The sequence below is a fragment of the Xanthomonas sp. WCS2018Noco2-27 genome (assembly GCF_031843525.1).
In the GTDB taxonomy this organism is placed as follows: Bacteria; Pseudomonadota; Gammaproteobacteria; order Xanthomonadales; family Xanthomonadaceae; genus Xanthomonas.
This window is the reverse complement of the sequence record NZ_JAVTIK010000001.1, coordinates 133,090-155,471: the sequence shown is the minus strand read 5'-3', so window position 1 is coordinate 155,471 and position 22,382 is coordinate 133,090. Positions and strand designations below refer to the sequence as shown.

Below are 22,382 nucleotides of genomic sequence, written 5' to 3'. Positions count from 1 at the left end.
CATGGAAATCACTGCTTCCCTGGTCAAGGAACTGCGCGAGCGCACCGGCGCCGGCATGATGGAGTGCAAGAAAGCACTCGTCGAAAACGCTGGCGACATCGATGCCGCTGCCGAGTGGCTGCGCAAGTCGGGTCTGGCCAAGGCCGACAAGAAGGCCGACCGCGTTGCTGCCGAAGGCCGCATCGCCACCGCACAGGCCGGCGGCAAGGCCGTGCTGGTCGAAGTCAATTCCGAGACCGACTTCGTCGCCAAGGATGAGAACTTCCTGGCCTTCACCGAGGTTGTGGCCAACGCCGCACTGAACTCCGACGTCGCCGATGCCGAAGCGCTGAAGAGCGTCAAGCTGGACAGCGGCGAGACCATCGAAGAGCGTCGCGCTGCGGTCATCGCCAAGGTTGGCGAGAACCTGCAGGTGCGTCGCCTGGCCCGTATCGACAGCGCCAACAACGTCGCGGCCTATGTGCACGGCGGCCGTATCGGCGTGCTGGTCGAGCTGAAGGGTGGCGACATCGAGCTGGCACGCGGCATTGCCATGCACATCGCCGCAATGAACCCGCCGCACATCAAGGCATCCGACGTCCCGGCCGAGTTTGTCGCCAAGGAAAAGGAAATCGAACTGGCCAAGATGTCCGAAAAGGACAAGTCCAAGCCGGCCGAGATCCTGGAAAAGATCATCAGCGGCAAGATCAGCAAGATCGTCAACGAAGTCACGCTGTACGGCCAGCCATATGTGCTGAACACCGATCAGACCGTCGAGCAAGCCGTCAAGGCCGCTGGTGCCGACGTGATCGGCTTCCAGCGCCTGGCCGTTGGCGAGGGCATCGAGAAGGTGGTGGAAGACTACGCCGCCGAAGTGATGAAGCAGGCCGGTCTGGCCTGATCTTCGCCACAGAGTGAAAAAAGCCGCGGCCATGCCGCGGCTTTTTTTTGCCTGCCAATCCGCGCTGCATCGAAGCGCGCGAAACTGAAACGCACACATCCGTGGTGCCCGCAACCGGCCTCGACGCTATAGATGTCGTCGGCCGTGCCGCTAAACCTAGATGCCAACCAGACTCTCAGCACCCCTCACGCATGCGTTCCAGCGCAGCGACTGCGAGCCGTGGCGTGCTCAAACTCACCGAACGCAGCTGTATGCTTGCGTTCACTGTTGGCGATGAATCATGCAACCAGATCTCCAGGCCGCCCTGCACTACTGCCGTAACCTGCCATCGCCGCCCGGCGTCGCGCTGCGCATCATCGAGCTGGCGCAGGACCCGGATGTGGACATGACCACCACCGCGAAAGTCATCGGCATGGACATCGCCCTGAGCGCACGCATGCTGCGCGTGGCCAACTCACCGCTCTACGCCAGCCGCCGCCGTGTCGACAACCTCGGCCAGGCGCTCACCATGCTCGGCCTCAACGCGACCCTGAGCCTGGCGCTGGGATTTTCGATGGTGCACGGCGTGCGCAGTACCTTCGTCGCGCACCCGTTGCATGAACGCATCTGGCGTCGTGCCGGGCTATGCGCGCTGGCCAGTCGCATCCTGGGTCAGGCCTATGGCATCCGTAAACCCGAAGAATTGATGCTGGCCGGCCTGCTGCAGGACATCGGCAAGCTGGCACTGCTGCAAGGCGCGCCCGAGCTTTATGCGCCGCTGCTGGAACAGGCGCCCGACAATGCATCGCTGCTGGATGCCGAACGCGAACACCTGGGTGCCACCCACGCCGAAATCGGCGCCTGGCTTGCGCACCAGTGGCAATTACCGCACTACCTGCAGAACGCGATCGCGAAAAGCGAAGAAGAACCGTCAGGTCTGGAGCCCTTCATGGCCTGCGTCGCGCTGTCCGGACGTCTGGCCGACATCTGGCTCTCCGCCAGCGCGGCCACCGCCACCGAGCATGCGCAGCGCCAGGCCCAGGACGTGCTGGAACTTGATGCCGAACGCTTCGAAAAAGTGATCGAACGCATTGCCGAATCCTTGCCCGAGCTCGAAGCCTTATTCGACATCCGCGTGCCGCAACCCGAGCACATCCAGCTGATCTTCGAGCAGGCGCGCGAGCTGGCCCTGCTGCGCAGCCTGCGCGAATTGCAGGATGTGGCCGAAGCGCGCCGCCATGCCGACGAATCGGAAAACCGCATGCGTCATCTGGCCGAGCAGGCCAGCCGCGATGCGCTGACCGGCGTGTTCAATCGGCATCAGCTCGGCACCGCACTGGCGCATGAGTTCGAACTGGCATCACGGCAGGCCTGGCCGCTGTCGATCGCCTTCATCGATCTGGACGATTTCAAGCGCGTCAACGATGCGCACGGCCATCTGGTCGGCGACGAGGTGTTGCGCAACTTTGCGCAGACGCTGCAACGCATGGTGCGCACCAGCGACCTGGTGGCACGCTATGGCGGCGAAGAATTTCTGGTGATCCTGCCCAACACGCCTGCCGATGCGGCGTTGATGGTGATCGAGCGCATCCTTGCCGAAACCGCGCGCACGCCGATGGCGCAACTGCAGGGCGGCCCACTGCACATCACCTTCTCCGCGGGCCTGGCCACGCATGGCGGCATCGAGCGCCAGTTCGAAAGTATCGAACACCTGTTGCAGGCCGCAGACAGCACGCTGTACCGCTCCAAGCATCGCGGCCGCAACCGCGTCACCGCCTACGATGCGACCGATGTTCCGACGCCACCAAACCCGCGGGCGCACTGAGCGGCAAGCCACCTCGATGACGACAAAGGAATTTTTACCACGCCCGGTGGCACGCTTCCGCTAGAATTGCCGGCGTTTGTCGTCCCCCACCCCCGAGGTCTCCCCCATGTCCGAACTTTCCTATCGCCGCATTCTTCTCAAACTTTCCGGGGAGGCGCTGATGGGAGACGGGGATTACGGCATCGATCCCAAGGTGATCAACCGCCTCGCCCATGAAGTGATCGAAGCGCAGCAGGCTGGCGCACAGGTCGCACTGGTGATCGGCGGCGGCAACATCTTCCGCGGCGCCGGCCTGGCCGCCAGCGGCATGGACCGCGTCACCGGCGACCACATGGGCATGCTCGCCACCGTGATCAACGCGCTGGCCATGCAGGACGCGCTGGAAAAGCTCGGCGCCAAGGTGCGCGTGATGAGCGCGATCAAGATCAACGACGTCTGCGAAGATTTCATCCGTCGCCGCGCCATGCGTCACCTGGAAAAGGGCCGTATCGCGATTTTCGCCGCCGGCACCGGCAACCCGTTCTTCACCACCGATTCGGGCGCGGCGCTGCGTGCGATCGAAATCGGTGCCGACCTGCTGCTCAAGGCAACCAAGGTCGACGGCGTGTACGACAAGGACCCGAAGAAGCACACCGACGCGGTGCGCTACGACAGCCTGACCTACGACGAAGTCATCATGCAGGGCCTGGAAGTGATGGACACCGCCGCCTTCGCGCTGGCACGCGACAGCGATCTGCCGCTGCGCATCTTCGGCATGAGCGAGCCCGGCGTACTGCTGCGCATCCTGCGCGGCGAGCAGATCGGCACCTTGGTGCAGGGCCGTAGCTGAGTTTTTCGGATTATAGAATCGGGATTTGTGATTCGTCATAGCGTGGATCGGACGCTCCGCTCGTGTCCGATCCACCGCAGCGCCTGGCGTGAACGCGCCAGGCAGGTGAACCGGCTGCGCCGGCTCACGCAGGCCGGCGAGTCGTGAAACCCCAGTCCCGGCTATAATCCCCGGATTCAGCTCCACACGGATTCCGGCGATGCTCAACCAGATCAAACAAGACGCGCAGGCGCGCATGACCAAGAGCATCGATGCTCTGCGCCATTCACTGACCACCGTGCGTACCGGCCGCGCTTCGCCGGCGCTGCTGGACGGCATCAAGGTCAAGGCCTACGGCACCGACACCCCTCTCAATCAGGTTGCCAGCATCAGCGTGTCCGAAGGCCGCTCGCTGGTGATCAGCCTGTTCGACAAGGGCATGATCAAGGACGTGGAAAAAGCCCTGTACGCCTCGGATCTGGGCCTGACCCCGACCGTGGTGGGCACCGTGATCCGTCTCAACCTGCCGCCGCTGACCGAGGAGCGCCGCAAGGAGCTCAGCAAGTCCGTGCATGGCGAAGGCGAAGACAGCAAGGTCGCCATTCGCAACATCCGTCGCGATGCCAATCAGCAGGTCAAGGATCTGCTGAAAGACAAGAAGGTCACCGAAGACGAAGCCCGTGCCGCCGAAGACGATATCCAGAAGTTGACCGACAAGGCCATCAAGGATGTGGATGAGGTCGTCAAGGGCAAGGAACAGGAATTGATGACGGTCTGATCATGGCATCGCCTGCCATGCATCCAGTCCCTTCTACCGACGCAGTCCCGCGCCACATTGCCATCATCATGGATGGCAACGGGCGTTGGGCGCAGCGTCGGCGACGTCCGCGCATGATCGGCCATCGCGCCGGTGCGCGGGCGGTCAATCGCACCATCGATTTCTGCCTGGAAAAGGGCGTGTCGGCGCTGACCCTGTTCGCGTTCTCCAGTGAAAACTGGGGCCGCCCGCAGGAGGAAGTTGATTCGCTGATGAAGCTGTTCCTGCATGCGCTCGACCGCGAGGTCGAAGAACTGCAACGGCGTGGCGTGCAGGTGCGTTTCATCGGCGAGCGCAATCGCTTCGCTGCGCCGTTGCGCGACCGCATGGCCGCTGCCGAACGCAGCACCGCGGGCAATGCGCGCCTGGTGCTCAGCATCGCGGCCAGTTACGGCGGCCGCCAGGACATCGCGCTGGCGGCACGTGCGCTGGCCGAAGAGGTGGCGGCCGGCCGCCTGCAACCGCATCAGATCGACGAGGCCCTGCTGTCCAGCCGCGTCGCACTGTCCGACCTGCCGGCGCCGGATCTGTTCATCCGTACCGGTGGCGATACCCGCATCAGCAATTTCCTGCTCTGGCAGCTGGCCTACACCGAGCTCTGGTTCACCGAAACCCTGTGGCCGGAGTTCGATGCCGGCGTGCTGCAGCAGGCGCTGGACGACTATGCCGGGCGCGAACGCCGCTTTGGCCTGACCAGTGCCCAGATCGCCGACAAGGCGACGGAGATCTCCTCCGCATGACCAAGACCCGCGTGATTGCTGCGCTGATCATGGCGCCGCTCGCCATCTGCGCGATCGTGCTGCTGCCCACCCAATGGCTGGCGGCGCTGGCGGCGGTCCTGTTTCTGACCGGCCTGTGGGAGTGGCTCAAGCTCTCCGGCATCGACGACAGCCTGCCGCGCACTGTGCTGCTGATGCTCAATCTGCTGCTGATGGTGCTGATGGTGTGGGCGTCGGCCGGCTCGATGGTGCTGTTCCAGATCGCCGCCCTGGTGGGTGTGGCCTGGTGGGGGCTGGCGCTGCTGTGGCTGCGCTTTTTCACCTTCGGCGCCGATCATGGCAACGGCCAGGCACGCGCGCTCAAGCTGGCGGCCGGCACCCTGGCGGTGCTTCCCGCCTGGGCCGCGCTGGTGCTGCTGCACGCCAATCCGGACAAGGGCAACCTGTGGCTGCTGACCGCCCTGACCATGGTCTGGGCGGCCGACTCGGGTGCGTATTTCGCCGGACGCGCCTTCGGCAAGCACAAGCTGGCGCCGCGCATCAGTCCGAACAAGACCATCGAAGGCCTGCTCGGCGGGATGGTTGCCGGCATCGCGGTGGCCTGCGCCTTCGGCTGGCTGGCCGGGCTGACCCTGGCGCATGTGCCGCAGTTGGTCCTGGTCGCGGCGGTGGCGGTGCTGGCGTCGGTGCTCGGCGATCTGTTCGAGAGCCTGCTCAAGCGCCACGCCGGCGCCAAGGACTCGGGCACGGTGATTCCCGGCCACGGCGGCGTACTGGATCGCATCGATGGCGTGCTCGCCGCCCTGCCGGTGTTCGCACTCGGCAAGGAAATTCTCGGATTCTAAGCATGGCTGGCTCTTCTCCCCGCCAGGTCGCCATCTTCGGCGCGACCGGCTCGATCGGTACGTCGGCACTGGACGTGATCGCCCGCCATCCGCAGCGGCTGCGCGCCAGCGTGCTGTCTGCGGGCCGCCAGGTCGACGCCTTGCTGGCGCTGTGCGCGACGCATCGGCCTGCGCATGCGGTGATTGCCGACGAGGCGCTGTACCCGGCCCTGCGTGACGGTTTGCGTGCCGCCGGCCTCGCCACCCAGGCGCACGCCGGCACCGCGGCGCTGGATGCGCTGGCCGGCAGCGATGCTTGCGACACCGTGGTGGCTGCCATCGTGGGCGCCGCCGGCCTGCCGTCGACCCTGGCCGCCGCCCGCGCCGGCAAGCGCCTGCTGCTGGCCAACAAGGAATCGCTGGTGCTGGCCGGCGAGTTGCTGACCCGCACCGCTGCCGCTGCGGGCGCCGAGATCATTCCGATCGACAGCGAACACAGCGCCATTTTTCAATGCCTGCGCTCGTGCGACGCCAGCCGCGGCGTGCGTCGGGTGGTCCTGACCGCGTCCGGTGGCCCGTTCCGTGGCTGGGATCGCACCGCGCTGGCGGCAGTGACGCCCGCGCAGGCGGTTGCGCACCCGAAGTGGTCGATGGGCCCGAAGATTTCGGTGGACTCGGCCACCCTGATGAACAAGGGCCTGGAAGTCATCGAGGCGCATCATCTGTTTGGCCTGCCCGGCGAACAGATCGATGTACTGGTACACCCGCAAAGCCTGGTGCATTCGCTGGTGGAATTCGTCGACGGCTCCACCCTGGCCCAGCTGGGTCTGCCGGACATGCGCACCACGCTGGCGGTCGGTCTGGCATGGCCGGAACGGGTGGAATCGGGCGTGGCGGGACTGGATCTGCTGCAACAGGGCCGACTGGATTTCGAGGCGCCCGACACCGATGCATTCCCTTGCCTGCACCTGGCCTGGGAAGCTTTACGCGCCGGCGGAACCGCGCCGGCGATCCTGAACGCTGCCAACGAAGTGGCTGTTTCAGCGTTTCTTCAGGGCCAAATAGGTTTCCTAGCGATCCCTGCGTTGGTCGAACACACGCTGACAACGCTCTCACGGCACAATGCCGACTCCCTCGACACCCTGCTTTTTGCCGATGCGCAAGCCCGGCAAATCACTGAACGCGCCCTCGCCAACTACGCCCATCATGCTTGATCGATCCACGCAGCCGAGTTGCATCCATGGGTGATTTCATCGGTTCGGTCTGGTGGATGATCGTCAGCCTGGGTCTATTGGTGACGTTCCACGAATTCGGACACTTCTGGGTCGCGCGCCGCTGTGGCGTCAAGGTACTGCGGTTTTCGGTGGGCTTTGGCAAGCCGCTGTGGATGCGCCGCGACCGCCACGGCACCGAATTCGTGGTGGCGGCGATCCCGCTGGGTGGCTACGTCAAGATGCTCGACGAGCGCGAAGGCGACGTACACCCGGCCGAACTGGACCAGGCGTTCAATCGCAAGACGGTGTGGCAGCGTATTGCGATTGTTGCTGCCGGCCCCATCGCAAATCTGCTGCTGTGCATGGCGATGCTGTGGGCAATGTTCGTGGTCGGCAAGCAGGATTATTCGGCTACCGTCGGCCGCGCCGATGGTCTGGCCGCCGAAGCGGGGCTGACACCGGGCGAGCGCATCGTGCGCATCGACGGACGCAGCGTGAGCAGCTGGAGCGATGCCAGCATGCAGCTCACCACTGCGGCCATGGATCGGCGCGATATCCAGCTGCGCACCGCCGTCGAGGGTGGCGGCAACAGTGAGCACACCTTGCGTCTTTCGCAGTTGCCGGTCGGTTTCGACGAGCGCCGGGTGGCATCGCTGGCCGGCATCGGCTGGCAGTTCATGTTGCAGCCGCCGGTGATTGCCGAAGTGGTGCCAGGTTCGGTGGCCGACGGCCTGCTCAAGCCGGGCGATCGCATCGTGGCCATCGATGGCCAGCCGATCCGCTCGGCCCAGGACATCATTCCGCAGGTGCAGGCGCTGGGCGCGCATGGCGGGCCGGGCATGATCGAAGTGGCGCGCGGCGAAGACCGCCTTGCGCTGGAAATCGCACCGCGCAAATCGCCGCAAGGCCAGTGGATGATCGGGGTCCGCCCCGCCGCCGCACCGGCGCCGGAATACGATAGTCGCCAGCAGTACGGCATCTTCGCTGCGGTGCCGGCAGCCATCCGCGAAACCGGCAAGATGACCGCCGATTCGCTGGGCATGATGAAGCGCATGCTGACCGGCCAGGCCTCGGTCAAGAACATTTCCGGCCCGGTCACGATTGCGCGCGCGGCCAACGCCTCGGCCGAACGCGGGCTCGACTGGTTCCTGTATTTTCTGGGCTTGCTGTCGCTCAGCCTGGCGATCATCAACCTGATGCCCATCCCGATCTTGGACGGTGGGCATCTGCTGTATTACCTTATTGAGTTGGTCAAGGGCAGCCCGATCAGCGAACGGGCCATGATTGCCGGGCAATATGTCGGCCTGGCGGTCCTGGCCGGGTTGATGGGACTGGCGTTCTACAACGACATCCTCGGCCTGGTTCCACGATGAAATTGCTCCACTCTTTCCGCCTGTTGTCGTCGTCATACGTCGGCATCCAGCAACACCCGAAATCGACTCCAACCGGATGTGACATGACGCGTCTTCCCACTCGCCGCCTGCTTGCCCTCGCTCTTGCCGCCGGCCTCAGCCTGCCAGCCGTTGCCCTGGCCGCAGAGCCGTTCGTTGCCAGCGACATCCGCGTCGACGGCCTGCAGCGCATCGCTTCCGGCACCGTGTTCACCTATCTGCCGGTGAACCGCGGCGACACCGTGGACGATACCAAGGTGGCCGATTCGATCCGGGCGCTGTACCGCACCGGCTTCTTCGAAGACGTGCAGCTGGACCGCCAGGGCAACATCCTGGTGATCACGGTCAAGGAGCGCCCGGCGATCAACAAGCTCACCGTGACCGGCAACAAGGACATCAAGTCCGAAGAGCTGCTCAAGGGCTTGGGCGATATCGGCCTGACCGAAGGCGGCACCTTCGATCGCCTGAGCCTGGACCGCGTGACCCAGGAACTGACCCGTCAGTACAACAACCGCGGCAAATACAACGTCGAGATCACTCCGACCGTCAGCCCGCTGGACCGCAATCGCGTCGATGTGGCCATCGCGATCAAGGAAGGCAAGGCGGCGAAGATTCGTCACGTCAACCTGATCGGCACCGAAAAGTTCGCCAACGAAGACATCCTGGAGAACTGGGAATCCAAGGAGCACAACTGGGCCTCGTGGTATCGCCGCGACGACCAGTACTCCAAGGAAAAGATGTCCGGCGACCTGGAGAAGCTCAACTCCTGGTACCTGGACCGTGGCTACGTCGACTTCAGCATCGACTCCACCCAGGTGGCGATCAGCCCCGACAAGCGCGACATGTTCGTCAGCGCCGGCGTCACCGAGGGTGAGCAGTACAAGATTTCCGACATCAAGGTCACCGGCGACACCGTGCTGCCGCAGGCCGATATCGAGCGCCTGGTGATTCCCAAGGCCGGCGATATCTTCTCGCGCGCGCTGCTGGAATACACCTCCGATGCGATCACCAACACGCTGAGCAACGTCGGTTACGCGTTCGCCAAGGTCAACCCGCTTCCGACGCCGAACCGCGAGGACCGCACCGTTGCGGTAAACCTGCAGGTGGTGCCGGGCCCGCGCGTGACCGTGCGCCGCATCCTGTACAAGGGCAACAGCCGCACCTCCGACGAAGTGTTGCGCCGCGAAATGCGCCAGTTCGAGAACACCTGGTACTCGCAGGCTGCGATCGACCGTTCCAAAATCCGTCTGCAGCGCCTGGGCTACTTCGAGTCGGTGAACGTGGAGACCCCTGCGGTGCCTGGCAGCAACGACCAGGTGGACGTGATCTACGACGTCAAGGAAACCACTTCCGGCAGCTTCGTGTTCGGCCTGGGTTACTCGCAAAGCTTCGGTGTGACCACCTCGGTGCAGTTGTCGCAGAACAACTTCCTGGGCGGCGGTAACCGGGTGGCGGTGGAAGCCTCGCGCAGCACCTTCCAGCAGCGTTACGCGTTCTCCTATACCAACCCGTTCTTTACCGACGATGGCGTGTCGCTGGGCTACAACCTGTCGTGGCGCTCGCTGGATTACTCGGACTTCAACACCGCGCAGTTCAACAGCAAGAACGGCTCGGCGCAGGTGGTGTTCGGCGTGCCGATCACCGAGAACGATACCGTCTCGGCAATGATCGGCATCGACAGCAACCAGATCACCACGTTCCCGGGCACCACGCCGCAGGCGATCGTCGATTACATCGATGCGATCGGCACGCGCACCTTCCATGCCTGGCGCAGCGAGCTGGGCTGGGCGCGCGACACCCGCAACGACTTCTTCATGCCGACCCGCGGCATGTACCAGCGCGTCGGTCTGGAAACCACCCTGCCCGGCTCCACGGTCGAGTACTACAAGCTCAACTACCAGATCTCCAACTATTGGCCGATCATCCCGGCGCTGGTGTTGAACACGCGCTTCGAGCTGGGTTACGGCGATAGCTATGGCAACGACAGCACACGCGTAGTGGCCGGCCCCAATGGCACCTCGCGCACCATCACTGCGACCGGCCTGCCGTTCTACGAGAACTTCTACGCCGGCGGTACCAACTCGGTGCGCGGCTTCGAAGACAACACCCTGGGTCCGCGCTCGGAGCCGATCAACGGCTTCAACCGCGGTCAGCCGCTGGGTGGGTCGTTCAAGACCGTCGGCTCGGTGGAAATGTACTTCCCGAAGCTGTTCGACAGCCCGTCGGCGCGCATCTCGGCGTTCTTCGACTTCGGTAACGTGTACGACGGCGTGGACAACTTCAAGGCCAACGAGTTGCGCGCCTCCACCGGTGTGGCGTTGTTGTGGCGCGCCCCGGTCGGCCCCATCTCGATCAGCTACGCGTTCCCGCTGAAGAAGGAAGACAACGACGAGATCGAGCGCCTGCAGTTCACCTTCGGCGGCCAGTTCTAAGACGCACGCAAAACAATGGCGGCCCGAATGGTCGGGCCGCCATTGTTTGTCTGTCATGCCTGAGGTGTTACAGGCTCAGAAGTAGCTCTGGAACAGCGTGCTCAGGCAGGTCGCCGTCCCGCTCCAATCGGATGTATCCACACACTGGACCTGCTGGTCCCAGAAGCTATGAGCGTCGGCACGCTCCTGCGCGAAATCATCGGCCGAGGCGCTGCTGACTGCGCCCAACAGGACCACGCCTGCGAACATGGAGAGGAGAGTTTTCATATGCTTCTTCCTGGGTTAGCCGCTCGGTTGCGGCCAGGCAACAGATACGCCTGACTGTTTAGCGAATTTTTGGCGATGTTTTTTTTCCGTAAAAACAGCCACTTACTGTTTACGCGAGGTTCACCTGATGCCCCTGACTGCCAGTGCGATTGCCGAACAATTTGGTCTGACCGTCGTGGGCGACGGCGCGACCGAGGTCACCGGGGTGGCGACGCTGGCGCACGCCGGAGCGGGCCAGCTGAGCTTCCTGTCCAACCCGCGCTATCGGCCGCAGTTGGCTGACACGCAGGCTGCCGTAGTGGTGGTGAGCGCCGAGGACGCCGAGGCGGCGCACAGCACCGTGCTGGTTGCCAAGGACCCGTACACCGCATTCGCCAAGATCGCCGCGTTGTTCGATGTGGCACCGGTGCGCGAGCCCGGCATTCATGCCTTGGCGGTGATCGACCCCAGCGCACAGGTGTCGCCTGGCGCGCATGTTGGCCCGTTCGTCAGCATCGGTGCGCGCAGCCGCGTGGGCGATGGCTGCATCATCGGCACCGGCAGCATCATCGGCGAAGACTGCGTGGTGGACGATGGCAGCGAGCTGATCGCCCGCGTCACCCTGGTCACCCGGGTGCGGCTGGGCAAGCGCGTGCGGATTCATCCCGGCGCGGTGATCGGCGCCGATGGCTTCGGCCTGGCGATGGATGCCGGCCACTGGATCAAGGTGCCGCAGCTGGGCGGCGTGGTGATCGGCGACGACTGCGAGATTGGCGCCAACACCTGCATCGACCGCGGCGCGCTGGAAGACACCGTGCTGGAAGAAGACGTGCGCGTGGATAACTTGGTGCAGATCGCCCACAACTGCCGGATCGGCGCGCACAGCGCGATCGCCGGCTGCACCGGCATCGCCGGCAGCGCCAAGATCGGCCGCTATTGCCTGCTCGGCGGGCATGTCGGCGTGGTCGGCCACCTGGAGATCTGCGACAAGGTCGTGATCACCGGCAAGTCGGTGGTGCGCAATTCCATCCATGAGCCGGGCGAATATTCGTCTGGCACCCCTCTCACCGACAATCGCACGTGGCGCAAGAATGCCGCGCGTTTCAAACAACTCGATGCGCTGGCAAGGCGCATCCTGGCTGTGGGCAAGGAGAACGCATGAGTTACCCCGTTTACGAGCTGCCGATCGACGTCAATCAGATCCAGACGCTGATCCCGCACCGCTACCCGTTTCTGCTGGTCGACCGGGTCATCGAACTGGACCTGGAAGCCAAGCGCATCGTCGGGCAGAAGAACGTCAGCATCAACGAGCCGTTCTTCCAGGGCCACTTCCCGAACCGTCCGGTGATGCCGGGCGTGTTGATCATCGAAGCGCTGGCGCAGGTGGGTGGCGTGATGACCCAGCTCGGCCTGGGCCGCGATGCGTTGTCCCAGCTGTTCTACATGGTCAAGGTGGACAATGCGCGCTTCAACAAGCAGGTGATCCCCGGCGATGTGCTGATCATGGAGGTGCAGATGAAGCGCCTGATCCGCAATGTGGGATGCTTCTATGGCGAGGCCAAGGTCAACGGCGAAATTGTGGCCAGTGCCGAGGTGATGTGCGCCGGCGCCAGGTAATGACCCGCTCCCGGAGTGAGACACGATGCGTGATTCGACACCTTTGATTCATCCCACCGCCGTCATCGACCCGTCGGCGCAACTGGCCGACGACGTGCGCGTTGGCGCGTTCTGCCTGATCGGCGCCGATGTCCACATCGGTGCCGGGACCGAGGTGGGGCCGCATTGCTCGATCCACGGCCCGACCCGGATCGGCCGCAACAACCGCTTCATCGGGCATGCGGCGATCGGCGGCGAACCGCAGGACAAGAAGTACGCCGGCGAGCGCACCGAGCTTACGATCGGCGACGGCAACGTGATCCGCGAATTCGTCACCATCAATCGCGGCACCGGCGGCGGCGGCGGCATCACCGTAGTCGGCAACGACAACTGGATGCTGGCCTACACGCATGTGGCGCACGACTGCCATGTCGGCAACCACTGCGTGTTCTCCAACAACACCACGCTGGCCGGCCACGTCACCGTGGGCGATTACGTGATCATCAGCGGCTTTGCCGGTGCGCATCAGTTCTGCCGTATCGGCGCACACGCCTTCCTGGGCATGGGCGCGCTGACCAATGGCGACGTGCCGCCGTTCACCATGGTCGGCAGCGAGTCGCTGGGCCGCCCGCGCGGCATCAACAGCGAAGGCCTCAAGCGCCGCGGCTTCGATGCCGAGCGCATCACCGCCATCAAGCGCGCCTACCGCACGCTGTACGTCGCCGGCCTGCCGCTGGCCGACGCCAAGCTGCAACTGGCCGAACAAGCCAAGGACAGCGAAGACGTCCGCGGCATGCTCGAGTTCATCGAAGCGGCAGAAAGGCCGTTGCTGCGATGACGGGAATGGGGAATCGGGAATCGGGAATCGTGGACGGCCAGCGCAACGGCCCGTCGGTCGGCAGCGTTCCGACTGCACGACCGATTCCCCATTCCCCACTCCCGATTCCCAGCGCGCGCAAGCGCGCGCCCCGCATTGCCCTGATCGCCGGCGAAGCCTCCGGCGACATCCTGGGCGCCGGGCTGATTGCGCAGTTGCGGCTGCGGTATCCCGATGCGGAATTCGTGGGTATCGGTGGCGATGCGATGCGCGGTGCCGGTTGCCAGACCTGGTTCGATGCCAGCGAGCTGGCGGTGATGGGGCTGACCGAAGTACTGCGCCATCTGCCGCGCCTGCTCAAGCTGCGCCGCGCCTTCCGCGAGCGCGTGCTGGCGTGGAAGCCGGACGTGTTCATCGGCATCGATGCGCCGGATTTCAATCTACCGGTCGAACGCTGGCTCAAGCAGCGCGGCATTCGCACCGTGCACTACGTCAGCCCGTCGGTGTGGGCATGGCGCGAGAAACGTGCCGAGAAGATCGGCGCCAGCGCCGACCTGGTGCTGTGCCTGTTCCCGATGGAGCCGCCGATCTACGCCAAGCACGGCGTGGATGCGCGCTTTGTCGGCCACCCGATGGCCGACGACATCGCCTACAAGGCCGACCGCGAGGCGGCCCGCGCCACATTGGGAATTTCCGCCTCCAGCACCGTGCTGGCGGTGCTGCCGGGCAGCCGGCATGGCGAGATCAGCAAGCTGGGCGACACCTTCTTCCAGGCCGCCTGGCTGGTCTCCGAGCACCTGCCCAACCTGCATGTGCTGGTCCCCGCCGCCAACCCGGGCTGCAAGCAGTTGCTGGCCGAACAGCTGTCGCGCAGTTCGTTGCCGGTGATGCGCTCGCACCTGCTCGACGGCCAGGCGCGCACCGCGATGCTGGCCGCCGATGTGGTGCTGCTGGCCTCGGGCACCGCCACGCTGGAGGCGATGCTGGTCAAGCGGCCGATGGTGGTCGGCTACAAGGTCGCGCCGCTGACCTATCGCATCGTCAAGACGCTGGGCTTGCTCAAGGTCAACCGCTACGCGCTGCCCAACATCCTGGCCAACGCCGACCTCGCCCCCGAGCTGATGCAGGACGACTGCACCCCGGAACGGTTGTGCGTGGCGCTGCTGGACTGGTTCAAGCACCCCGACAAGGTCGCCGCCCTGCAACCGCGTTATCTGGCCCTGCACGCCGAACTCCGCCGCGACGCCTCCGCACGCGCAGCCGATGCGGTGGCAGAGCTGGTCGGGACCGGGGACCGGGGACCGGGGACCGGGGCGAGCGACTCTGGATGAAAGCTTCCCGCACCGAACTGTCGCTGTTTCCCGGGTCCCGGGTCCCGATTCCCGATTCCCGGCTCATCGCCGGCGTCGACGAAGCCGGCCGAGGGCCGCTCGCCGGGCCGGTGGCGGTGGCGGCGGTGGTGTTCGACCCGAGCAAGCCGCGCATCAACGGGCTGGACGATTCCAAGCAGCTCAGCGCCGAGCGCCGCGAGCAGTTGTATGCGCGCATCGTCGACCGGGCGCTGGCGTGGTCGGTGGTGTTGATCGACAGCGAAGAAATCGACCGCATCAACATCTACCAGGCCACCATGCTGGGCATGCGGCGGGCGGTGGAAGGCGTGGCGCACGTGGCCGGGTTTGCGCGCATCGACGGCAACCGTGTGCCCAAAGGACTGCCCTGCCCGGCCGAGGCGCTGATCGGCGGCGACGCGCTGGACCGCGCCATCATGGCTGCATCGATCGTGGCCAAGGTCACCCGCGATCGGCTGATGCACGAACTGCACGCGCAGCATCCCGAATACCGCTTCGACCAGCACAAGGGCTATGCCACGCCGGTGCATCTGACCGCGCTGCGCACCCATGGGCCGTGTCCGCAACATCGCCGCAGCTTTGCGCCGGTACGGCTGGCGCTGGAAGGCCGTGAAAGTCGGGACCCGGGACCGGGGACCGGGGACCCGCAACAGCTGCAGGTCGTGGAGCTGGTTGTCCGGCCATAGGCGGCGGGCGTTCTGGCACCGTTGGTTTGGTTTTTCCTCGGGACCTGTGATCGGAACATCTGCACATTGTGCAATCCGTCGATGGGGTTGCAGGCATGGATCGTTCTACCCGCACATAACCTGAATTCCTCATCAGCCAAATGCCTCCCCAAGGCCCCGGCAGCTGGCGATTCAGCGCTTTTCCGGGTCCCTGCTGCCCGATCCCGCGTCCCGCACCCACCTGTCAAGCCTTGTTCGTCCCCGCCCCCGCCGGTACCCTGACCGCGCATTATTCCGGTCTCGCATGTCCACTTCCCGTTTCGTCCATCTGCACGTCCACACCGAGTTCTCGTTGGCGGATTCCACTATCCGCGTGCCCGAGAAACCGGATCAGGCTGACCCGAAAAAGGCCAAGCAGGCCAACCTGCTGAGCCGCGCGGTCGAGCTCGACATGCCGTCCCTGGCGGTCACCGACCTCAATAACCTGTTCGCGCTGGTCAAGTTCTACAAGGCCGCCGAAGGCGTCGGCATCAAGCCGATTGCCGGCGCCGACGTGATGATCGCCACCCCGGACATGACGCCCTGGCGTATGACCCTGCTGTGCCGCGACCGCGAGGGCTACCTGAGCCTGTCGCGGCTGCTGACGCGCGCCTGGATGGAAGGCCACCGCCCCGAAGGCGGCGTGGCGATCCACCCGGAATGGCTGCAGGCCGGGCACGCCAACCTGTTCGCCCTGGCCGGCCGCGACAGCCTGGCCGGCCGCCTGTTTTCCGAGGGCCGCGCCGATCTGGCCGAGCAACAGCTCGCCGACTGGCAACGCGTGTTCGGCGATGGCCTGCACCTGGAGCTGACCCGCACCGGGCGCGAGGGCGAAGAACGCTTCAACCAGTTCGCCCTGCATGCCGCCGGCGTGCGCGGGCTGCCGGTGGTGGCCAGCAACGATGTGCGCTTTCTGTATGCCAGCGACTTCAATGCGCACGAGGCGCGCGTGTGCATTTCCTCCGGCCGCGTGCTGGACGACCCCAAGCGCCCGCGCGACTACAGCGACCAGCAGTACCTGAAGTCCGGCGATGAAATGGCCGCGCTGTTCGCCGATGTGCCCGATGCGATCGACAACACGCATGCGCTGGCGCAGCGCTGCAACATCGAGATGCGCCTGGGCACCTACTTCCTGCCGGCCTATCCGGTGCCCGAAGACGAGACACTGGACAGCTGGATCCGCAGCCAGTCGCGCGACGGTCTGGCCGCGCGACTGGAAAAGAGCCCGATCGCGCCCGGCAAGACCCGCCAGGACTATGTCGACCGGCTCGAATTCGAGCTGGACACCATCATCAAGATGGGCTTCCCCGGCTATTTTCTGATCGTTGCCGACTTCATTCAGTGGGGCAAAAATCAGGGCATCCCGATCGGCCCGGGCCGCGGTTCCGGTGCCGGTTCGCTGGTGGCCTGGGCACTGCAGATCACCGATCTGGACCCGCTGCCGTACAACCTGCTGTTCGAGCGCTTCTTGAATCCAGAGCGCGTGTCGATGCCCGACTTCGACATCGACTTCTGCATGGATCGCCGCGATGAAGTCATCGACTACGTGGCGCGCAAGTACGGCCGCGAGCGGGTCAGCCAGATCATCACCTACGGCACCATGGCCGCCAAGGCGGTGGTGCGCGACGCCGGGCGCGTGCTTGGCTTCACCTATGGTCTGGTCGACAGCGTCGCCAAGCTGATCCCCAACATCCTGGGCATCACGCTCAAGGATGCGATGGGCGAAGGCAAGGATTCGGAGATGGCCTCGCCGGATCTGATCCAGCGTTATCAGGTCGAAGACGACGTACGCGACCTGATGGACCTGGCGCGCCAGCTCGAAGATCTCACCCGCAACGCCGGCAAGCACGCCGGCGGCGTGGTGATCGCACCCGAACCGCTGAGCGAGTTCTGCCCGCTGTTCGCCGAACACGACGAAGACGGCCGCGGCAAAAATCCGGTCACCCAGTTCGACAAGGACGACGTCGAAGCAGTGGGCCTGGTGAAGTTCGACTTCCTCGGCCTGCGCACGCTGACCATCATCGACTGGGCGGTCAAGGCGATCAACGTGCGCCACGCGCGCGCCGGCATCGACCCGGTCGACATCACCACCATTCCGCTCGACGACGTGCCCACCTACAAGGGCGTGTTCGCCTCGGGCAATACCGGTGCGGTATTCCAGTTCGAATCCTCGGGCATGCGCCGCCTGCTCAAGGACGCGCGCCCGGACCGTTTCGAAGACCTGATCGCGCTGGTGTCGCTGTACCGCCCCGGCCCGATGGACCTGATCCCGGACTTCAACGCGCGTAAGCACGGCCAGCAGGAGATCATCTACCCGGATCCGCGCACCGAAGCGATCCTGAAAGACACCTACGGCATCATGGTGTATCAGGAGCAGGTGATGCAGATGGCGCAGATCGTCGGCGATTATTCGCTGGGCGGCGCCGACCTGCTGCGTCGTGCGATGGGCAAGAAAGTGCCGGCCGAAATGGCCAAGCACCGCGAAATCTTCCGCGAAGGTGCAGCCAAGGGCGGCGTGAGTGCGGCCAAGGCCGACGAAATCTTCGACCTGATGGAGAAGTTCGCCGGCTACGGCTTCAACAAGTCGCACGCCGCCGCCTACGCGCTGGTCAGCTACCAGACCGCGTGGCTGAAACGCCATTACCCGGCCGAATTCATGGCCGCGACGCTGTCCTCGGACATGGACAACACCGACAAGGTGGTCGGCTTTCTCGATGAGGTGCGCAACCTCGGCCTCACCGTCAAGCCGCCGCGCGTCAACGAATCGGCCTATATGTTCGAGGCCGCCACCCCGGACACCATTCAATATGGTCTGGGCGCGATCAAGGGCGTGGGCCACGGCGCATGCGAGGCGATTGTCGAAGAGCGCCAACGCGGCGGCGCGTACACCACGTTGCTGGATTTCTGCACGCGCGTAGGCACCGCAAAGCTCAACCGCCGCACGCTGGAAGCGATGATCAATGCCGGCGCGATGGATGGCCTGGGCAGCAACCGCGCCTCGCTGATGCTGCAATTGCCGGAAGTGATGAAGGCGACCGAGCAGATGGCGCGCGAACGCGCCTCCGGCCAGAACTCACTGTTCGGCGGCGCAGATACGAGTGCGCCGGCGCTGCGTCTGGACCTGCCCGAAAGCAAGGAATGGCCGCTGGGCCAATTGCTCACCGGCGAGCGCGAAACGCTGGGTTTTTACCTCAGTGGTCACCCGTTCGACCCGCACCGCGACGAAGTCCGCGAGCTGGTCGGCTGCGATCTTGGGTCGCTGGAAAAGATCCTGGCCTCGCAGCAACGCGGCGGCGGCGGGGGTGGCGGCGATGGCGAAAAACGCGCCTGGCGCCCGGAAGTCAGCGCCATTCTGGCCGGCCAGGTGATCGGCGTGCGCCGCAAGGGCGACAGCCAGGTCTTCGTGCAGCTGGAAGATGGCCGCGGGCGGGTGGAATGCAGCGCGTTCTCCGATGCGATGGCCGAATTCGGCCACCTGCTCACCCGCGACCGCATCCTGATCGTCAAGGGCGGCCTGCGCGAGGACGAATTCAACGGCGGCTACAGCCTGCGCATCCGCCAATGCTGGGACTACGAGCAGATCTGCGCCGAGCATGCGCAACGACTGTCGCTGCGCCTGGATCTGCGTGAAAAACAGGCCTTCAAGCGCATCGATGCCCTGCTGGCCAAGCACCGCCCCGGCAAGACGCCGCTACGTCTGGACCTGCTGCTGCGCGCCCCCGGCGGCGGCGTCGCCGGCATGCTCGATCTCAATGGCAGCAACTCGGTGCGCATCGACCAGCACCTGATGGACAGCCTGCGCGCCGATCCGGCGGTGCGTACGTTGAAGATCAAGTACAGCCCACCGTGGGCGTGAGGGGCTGGGATTGGGAATTCGGGATTGGAGATTCGCAGGAGCAGTCCCACGGCTTCGGTACGGCCGTAGACCGCCGTTGCAAATCCCGAATCCCCAATGCCCAATCCCTGCAACCGAACGGCTCCGTACGGGCCGCAGACATCGCTTCCGCTACACTCCCCGCCTTACGTTGACGACGCCATTGCATGAATCCTAACTACCTCGACTTCGAGCAACCCATCGCCGATCTGGAAGCCAAGATCCAGGAACTGCGCAACGCCAGTACCGGGCCTGCAGTCAATGTGGAGACCGAGGTGCGGGCGCTGCGCGACAAGGCTCGCGTGCGCACCGCACAGATCTTCCGCGACCTGTCGTCGTGGCAGATCTCGCAGCTGGCGCGCCACCCGCAGCGCCCCTACACGCTGGACTACATCAACACCATTTGCGACGAATTCCAGGAGCTGGCCGGCGACCGCGCCTATGCCGACGACAAGGCCATTGTCGGTGGCCTGGGCCGCATCGACGGCCGCCCGGTGGTCATCATCGGGCACCAGAAAGGCCGCGATACCAAGACCAAGGTGGCGCGCAATTTCGGCATGCCGCGTCCGGAGGGTTACCGCAAGGCGCTGCGCCTGATGAAGCTGGCCGAGCGCTTCCGTCTGCCGTTGCTGACCTTCATCGACACCCCCGGCGCCTATCCCGGCATCGGTGCCGAAGAACGCGGCCAGTCCGAAGCGATTGCGCGCAACCTGCTGGAAATGGCCGAGCTGAAAGTCCCGGTGATCTGCACCGTAATCGGCGAAGGCGGCTCCGGTGGCGCGCTGGCCATCGGTGTCGGCGACCGCACCCTGATGCTGGAATACGGCACCTACTCGGTGATTTCGCCCGAAGGCTGCGCCTCGATCCTGTGGAAGGATGCGGGCAAGGCCAAGGACGCCGCCGAACAGCTCGGCCTCACCGCCAAGCGCCTCAAGGGCCTGGGTCTGGTCGACAAGGTGATCCGCGAGCCTACTGGCGGCGCACACCGCAATCCCGAGCAGATGGGCAAGCGCCTGAAGGCCGTGCTGCTCAACGAGATGGACGCGCTGGAGAAAATCCCGGTCGAAGCACTGCTGCAACAACGCTACGAGCGTCTGCGCAGCTACGGCGCCTACGAAGGAAACTGAATCCTGCGGCTCCGCGTGGCGGAGCCTTAAGGAACTTGCACCAAGGACAAGGACTCCTACCGGCATGAGCCCACTCATTCTGCTGTCGATCGTGTTGCAAATCGCCTGCTGCGTGCATGTCGTACGCAGCGGCCGGCCGCTGTACTGGATCTTGATCCTGCTGACGTTTTCGTATCTGGCCGTGTTGATCTATGCGTTTGTCGCGGTCATCCCGGACATGCGTAACGACCCGACCGCACGGCGTGGTTTGCAGCGCGTGCGCCGGAAGCTGGACCCGCAGCGCGACCAGCGCGATGCCGCACGCAAACTGGATGTCTCCGACACCCCGGAAAACCGCCGCCAGCTGGCACGCACGCTGCTCGAACAGGGCAACTATGCGCAGGCCGCCGAGGTGTACGAAGGCGCCTTGCGTGGCCTGTATCGCGACGACCCGGACCTGATGCTGGGGCTGGCGCAGGCGCAGTTCGGTCTTGGCAATGCCGCGCAGGCACGCCAGACCCTGGATGCCTTGATCGCCGCGAACCCCAACTTCCGCTCGCATGACGGGCATCTGCTGTACGCACGCGCGGTGGAAAGCAGCGGCACCATCGAAGAAGCGCTGCACGAGTACGAGACGCTGGTGCAGGGCTACCCAGGCGAAGAAGCACGCGTGCGCTATGCGCAGTTACTAAAACGCGCCGCGCGCCCGGAAGAAGCCAAGGCCGTGTTCGACCAGGTGGTGCGTCGCGCTGCGGCCTCGCCCAAACATTACCAGCGCGAGCAGCGCAGCTGGATCGATCAGGCACGCAAGGGTCTGAGCGAGTTGAGTTCGATCGCCTGAGTCAGGCCTGCGTTTTGCGTGCGCCTATCCGTCGCGATGCTGGCGCACTGGCTGCGTAGATGGAGTGCAAGCCAATCGCACTCCGCTGCGGGATATCGCAAATGACGAGCATCGTGTTGCTTGTCCGGAAGTGCTGCGCGATCGCTGCAGAGCATGCAGCGCACGGCTGCACAGCAGGCCGTGCTCCGCCAGCCCGCAGTGTTTTTTCCAGCGAACGCATCGGCATCCGTCGATGTGCCTGCGTCGCGGCGACTTCAGCATCTGGCGCATGCCGACACCGCGGCGCCAAGAGCAGCTAGCAACCCTACTGCGCTCCAAGCCAGGCAGGCAGGCGCGGCTGCTGCGCGGTGCGGCCTGTGCTACACGGATAATCCTGCTCATGGCGCGCCGTCCACGCCTACCGGACCACTGCTCGCCATGTTTTGGTAGCCGCTCCACGCCGCCTAGCGCGCATCACCGCTTAAAAAGGCTTCGCCAGCACCAGCCAGATCACGCCGACCAGCAGAATCACCGGCACCTCGTTGAACAAGCGCAACGCCCGACCGCTCGGGACCGCACGGCCCTGATCCACGCCCTTCAGCCAGCGTCCGGCCACGATGTAGTGCGCCAGGATCAACGCCACCGCGAACAGCTTGGCGTGCAGCCAGCCGCCGGTCACCATCGTGGGGAAATTTGGAATCACCCGGTAGCCTTGCCACAGCACCGCGCCCAGCAGCAGCGCCAGACCGAGCATGCTGTGTCCGAACCTGTAGAGGCGGCGGCCCATCAGCACCAGCCGCGCACGCACGGAGGGTTCGCTGCCGGCTTCAGCGATGTTGACCAGAATGCGCGGCAGGTAGAACACCGCTGCCATCCAGGCGATCACGAACAACAGATGGAAGGTCTTGATCCACAAATACAGGGTCATGCGCTGGCTCCGCTGGCTCGCGTAGGATGACCCGCATTTTCACCTATCCGCGC

Annotated in this window: 18 protein-coding genes, 1 other RNA gene and 1 pseudogene; 18 read left to right on the top strand and 2 right to left on the bottom strand. The window is 64.9% G+C overall.

All coding sequences use genetic code 11. The features are described 5' to 3' along the window. The first annotated feature begins 1 nt into the window (after window position 1). The 9 genes from tsf to bamA all read left to right on the top strand — a co-directional run bounded on the left by tsf (window position 2) and on the right by bamA (window position 10,889). On the top strand, window positions 2–880 hold the full coding sequence (gene tsf, locus RQH86_RS00685; protein ID WP_055845120.1) for a translation elongation factor Ts: 879 nt from the start codon (window positions 2–4) through the stop codon (window positions 878–880). A 280-nt stretch (window positions 881–1,160) separates the two neighbouring features. Further along, entirely contained in the window at window positions 1,161–2,684 is a 1,524-nt protein-coding gene (locus tag RQH86_RS00680) for a GGDEF domain-containing protein (RefSeq protein WP_115553379.1), read from the top strand. A gap of 106 nt (window positions 2,685–2,790) precedes the next feature. Beyond that, window positions 2,791–3,513, top strand: a complete 723-nt coding sequence (gene pyrH / locus RQH86_RS00675) for a UMP kinase (RefSeq protein WP_046963035.1) — start codon at window positions 2,791–2,793, stop codon at window positions 3,511–3,513. A 199-nt stretch (window positions 3,514–3,712) separates the two neighbouring features. After that, the gene (frr, locus tag RQH86_RS00670; protein ID WP_055845126.1) at window positions 3,713–4,270 is read left to right on the top strand and encodes a ribosome recycling factor; all 558 of its coding nucleotides are present in this window, start codon (window positions 3,713–3,715) and stop codon (window positions 4,268–4,270) included. Window positions 4,271–4,287: 17 nt separating this feature from the next. Beyond that, window positions 4,288–5,049 carry a polyprenyl diphosphate synthase gene (gene uppS, locus RQH86_RS00665; RefSeq protein ID WP_055845128.1) on the top strand — a complete coding sequence of 254 codons (762 nt, stop codon included), beginning with the start codon at window positions 4,288–4,290 and terminating at the stop codon, window positions 5,047–5,049. Then, a complete protein-coding gene (locus tag RQH86_RS00660) occupies window positions 5,046–5,873 on the top strand; it encodes a phosphatidate cytidylyltransferase (RefSeq protein WP_311240306.1) in 828 nt (275 codons plus the stop codon). Before uppS ends, RQH86_RS00660 begins: the two co-directional genes overlap by 4 nt. 2 nt (window positions 5,874–5,875) lie before the next feature. Beyond that, window positions 5,876–7,066: a 1-deoxy-D-xylulose-5-phosphate reductoisomerase gene (locus RQH86_RS00655; protein ID WP_115527441.1), complete on the top strand. Its 1,191-nt coding sequence runs from the start codon at window positions 5,876–5,878 to the stop codon at window positions 7,064–7,066. Between the two features lie 26 nt (window positions 7,067–7,092). Then, on the top strand, window positions 7,093–8,439 hold the full coding sequence (rseP, locus tag RQH86_RS00650; protein ID WP_115512139.1) for an RIP metalloprotease RseP: 1,347 nt from the start codon (window positions 7,093–7,095) through the stop codon (window positions 8,437–8,439). Between the two features lie 83 nt (window positions 8,440–8,522). After that, window positions 8,523–10,889, top strand: a complete 2,367-nt coding sequence (gene bamA / locus RQH86_RS00645; protein ID WP_055845140.1) for an outer membrane protein assembly factor BamA — start codon at window positions 8,523–8,525, stop codon at window positions 10,887–10,889. A gap of 75 nt (window positions 10,890–10,964) precedes the next feature. On the opposite strand, the gene RQH86_RS00640 is transcribed toward bamA, so the two are convergent. Continuing rightward, complete coding sequence (locus RQH86_RS00640) at window positions 10,965–11,156, bottom strand: hypothetical protein (protein WP_115527438.1); 192 nt, start codon at window positions 11,154–11,156, stop codon at window positions 10,965–10,967. Window positions 11,157–11,283: 127 nt separating this feature from the next. On the opposite strand from RQH86_RS00640, the gene lpxD reads away from it, so the two are divergent. The 9 genes and pseudogenes from lpxD (at window position 11,284) to RQH86_RS00595 (ending at window position 21,853) form a co-directional block, all read left to right on the top strand. Then, entirely contained in the window at window positions 11,284–12,297 is a 1,014-nt protein-coding gene (lpxD, locus tag RQH86_RS00635) for a UDP-3-O-(3-hydroxymyristoyl)glucosamine N-acyltransferase (RefSeq protein WP_311240305.1), read from the top strand. Then, complete coding sequence (fabZ, locus tag RQH86_RS00630) at window positions 12,294–12,752, top strand: 3-hydroxyacyl-ACP dehydratase FabZ (protein ID WP_115512143.1); 459 nt, start codon at window positions 12,294–12,296, stop codon at window positions 12,750–12,752. The genes lpxD and fabZ overlap by 4 nt, the downstream gene beginning before the upstream one ends. A gap of 25 nt (window positions 12,753–12,777) precedes the next feature. Beyond that, a complete protein-coding gene (gene lpxA / locus RQH86_RS00625; protein ID WP_055845151.1) occupies window positions 12,778–13,569 on the top strand; it encodes an acyl-ACP--UDP-N-acetylglucosamine O-acyltransferase in 792 nt (263 codons plus the stop codon). Between the two features lie 29 nt (window positions 13,570–13,598). Next, a complete protein-coding gene (gene lpxB / locus RQH86_RS00620) occupies window positions 13,599–14,879 on the top strand; it encodes a lipid-A-disaccharide synthase (RefSeq protein ID WP_311260557.1) in 1,281 nt (426 codons plus the stop codon). A gap of 50 nt (window positions 14,880–14,929) precedes the next feature. Further along, a pseudogene (locus RQH86_RS00615) lies at window positions 14,930–15,583 on the top strand (ribonuclease HII); the annotation flags it as partial. Between the two features lie 283 nt (window positions 15,584–15,866). After that, window positions 15,867–19,457: a DNA polymerase III subunit alpha gene (gene dnaE, locus RQH86_RS00610; protein WP_115527433.1), complete on the top strand. Its 3,591-nt coding sequence runs from the start codon at window positions 15,867–15,869 to the stop codon at window positions 19,455–19,457. A 185-nt stretch (window positions 19,458–19,642) separates the two neighbouring features. After that, window positions 19,643–20,602: an acetyl-CoA carboxylase carboxyltransferase subunit alpha gene (locus RQH86_RS00605; RefSeq protein WP_055845163.1), complete on the top strand. Its 960-nt coding sequence runs from the start codon at window positions 19,643–19,645 to the stop codon at window positions 20,600–20,602. A gap of 64 nt (window positions 20,603–20,666) precedes the next feature. Then, window positions 20,667–21,422: a tetratricopeptide repeat protein gene (locus tag RQH86_RS00600; protein ID WP_055845166.1), complete on the top strand. Its 756-nt coding sequence runs from the start codon at window positions 20,667–20,669 to the stop codon at window positions 21,420–21,422. Window positions 21,423–21,776: 354 nt separating this feature from the next. Next, window positions 21,777–21,853, top strand: a non-coding RNA gene (locus RQH86_RS00595) — sX9 sRNA. Window positions 21,854–21,882: 29 nt separating this feature from the next. On the opposite strand, the gene RQH86_RS00590 is transcribed toward RQH86_RS00595, so the two are convergent. Beyond that, window positions 21,883–22,329 carry a CopD family protein gene (locus RQH86_RS00590; protein WP_055845169.1) on the bottom strand — a complete coding sequence of 149 codons (447 nt, stop codon included), beginning with the start codon at window positions 22,327–22,329 and terminating at the stop codon, window positions 21,883–21,885. Between the last annotated feature and the right edge of the window lie 53 nt (window positions 22,330–22,382).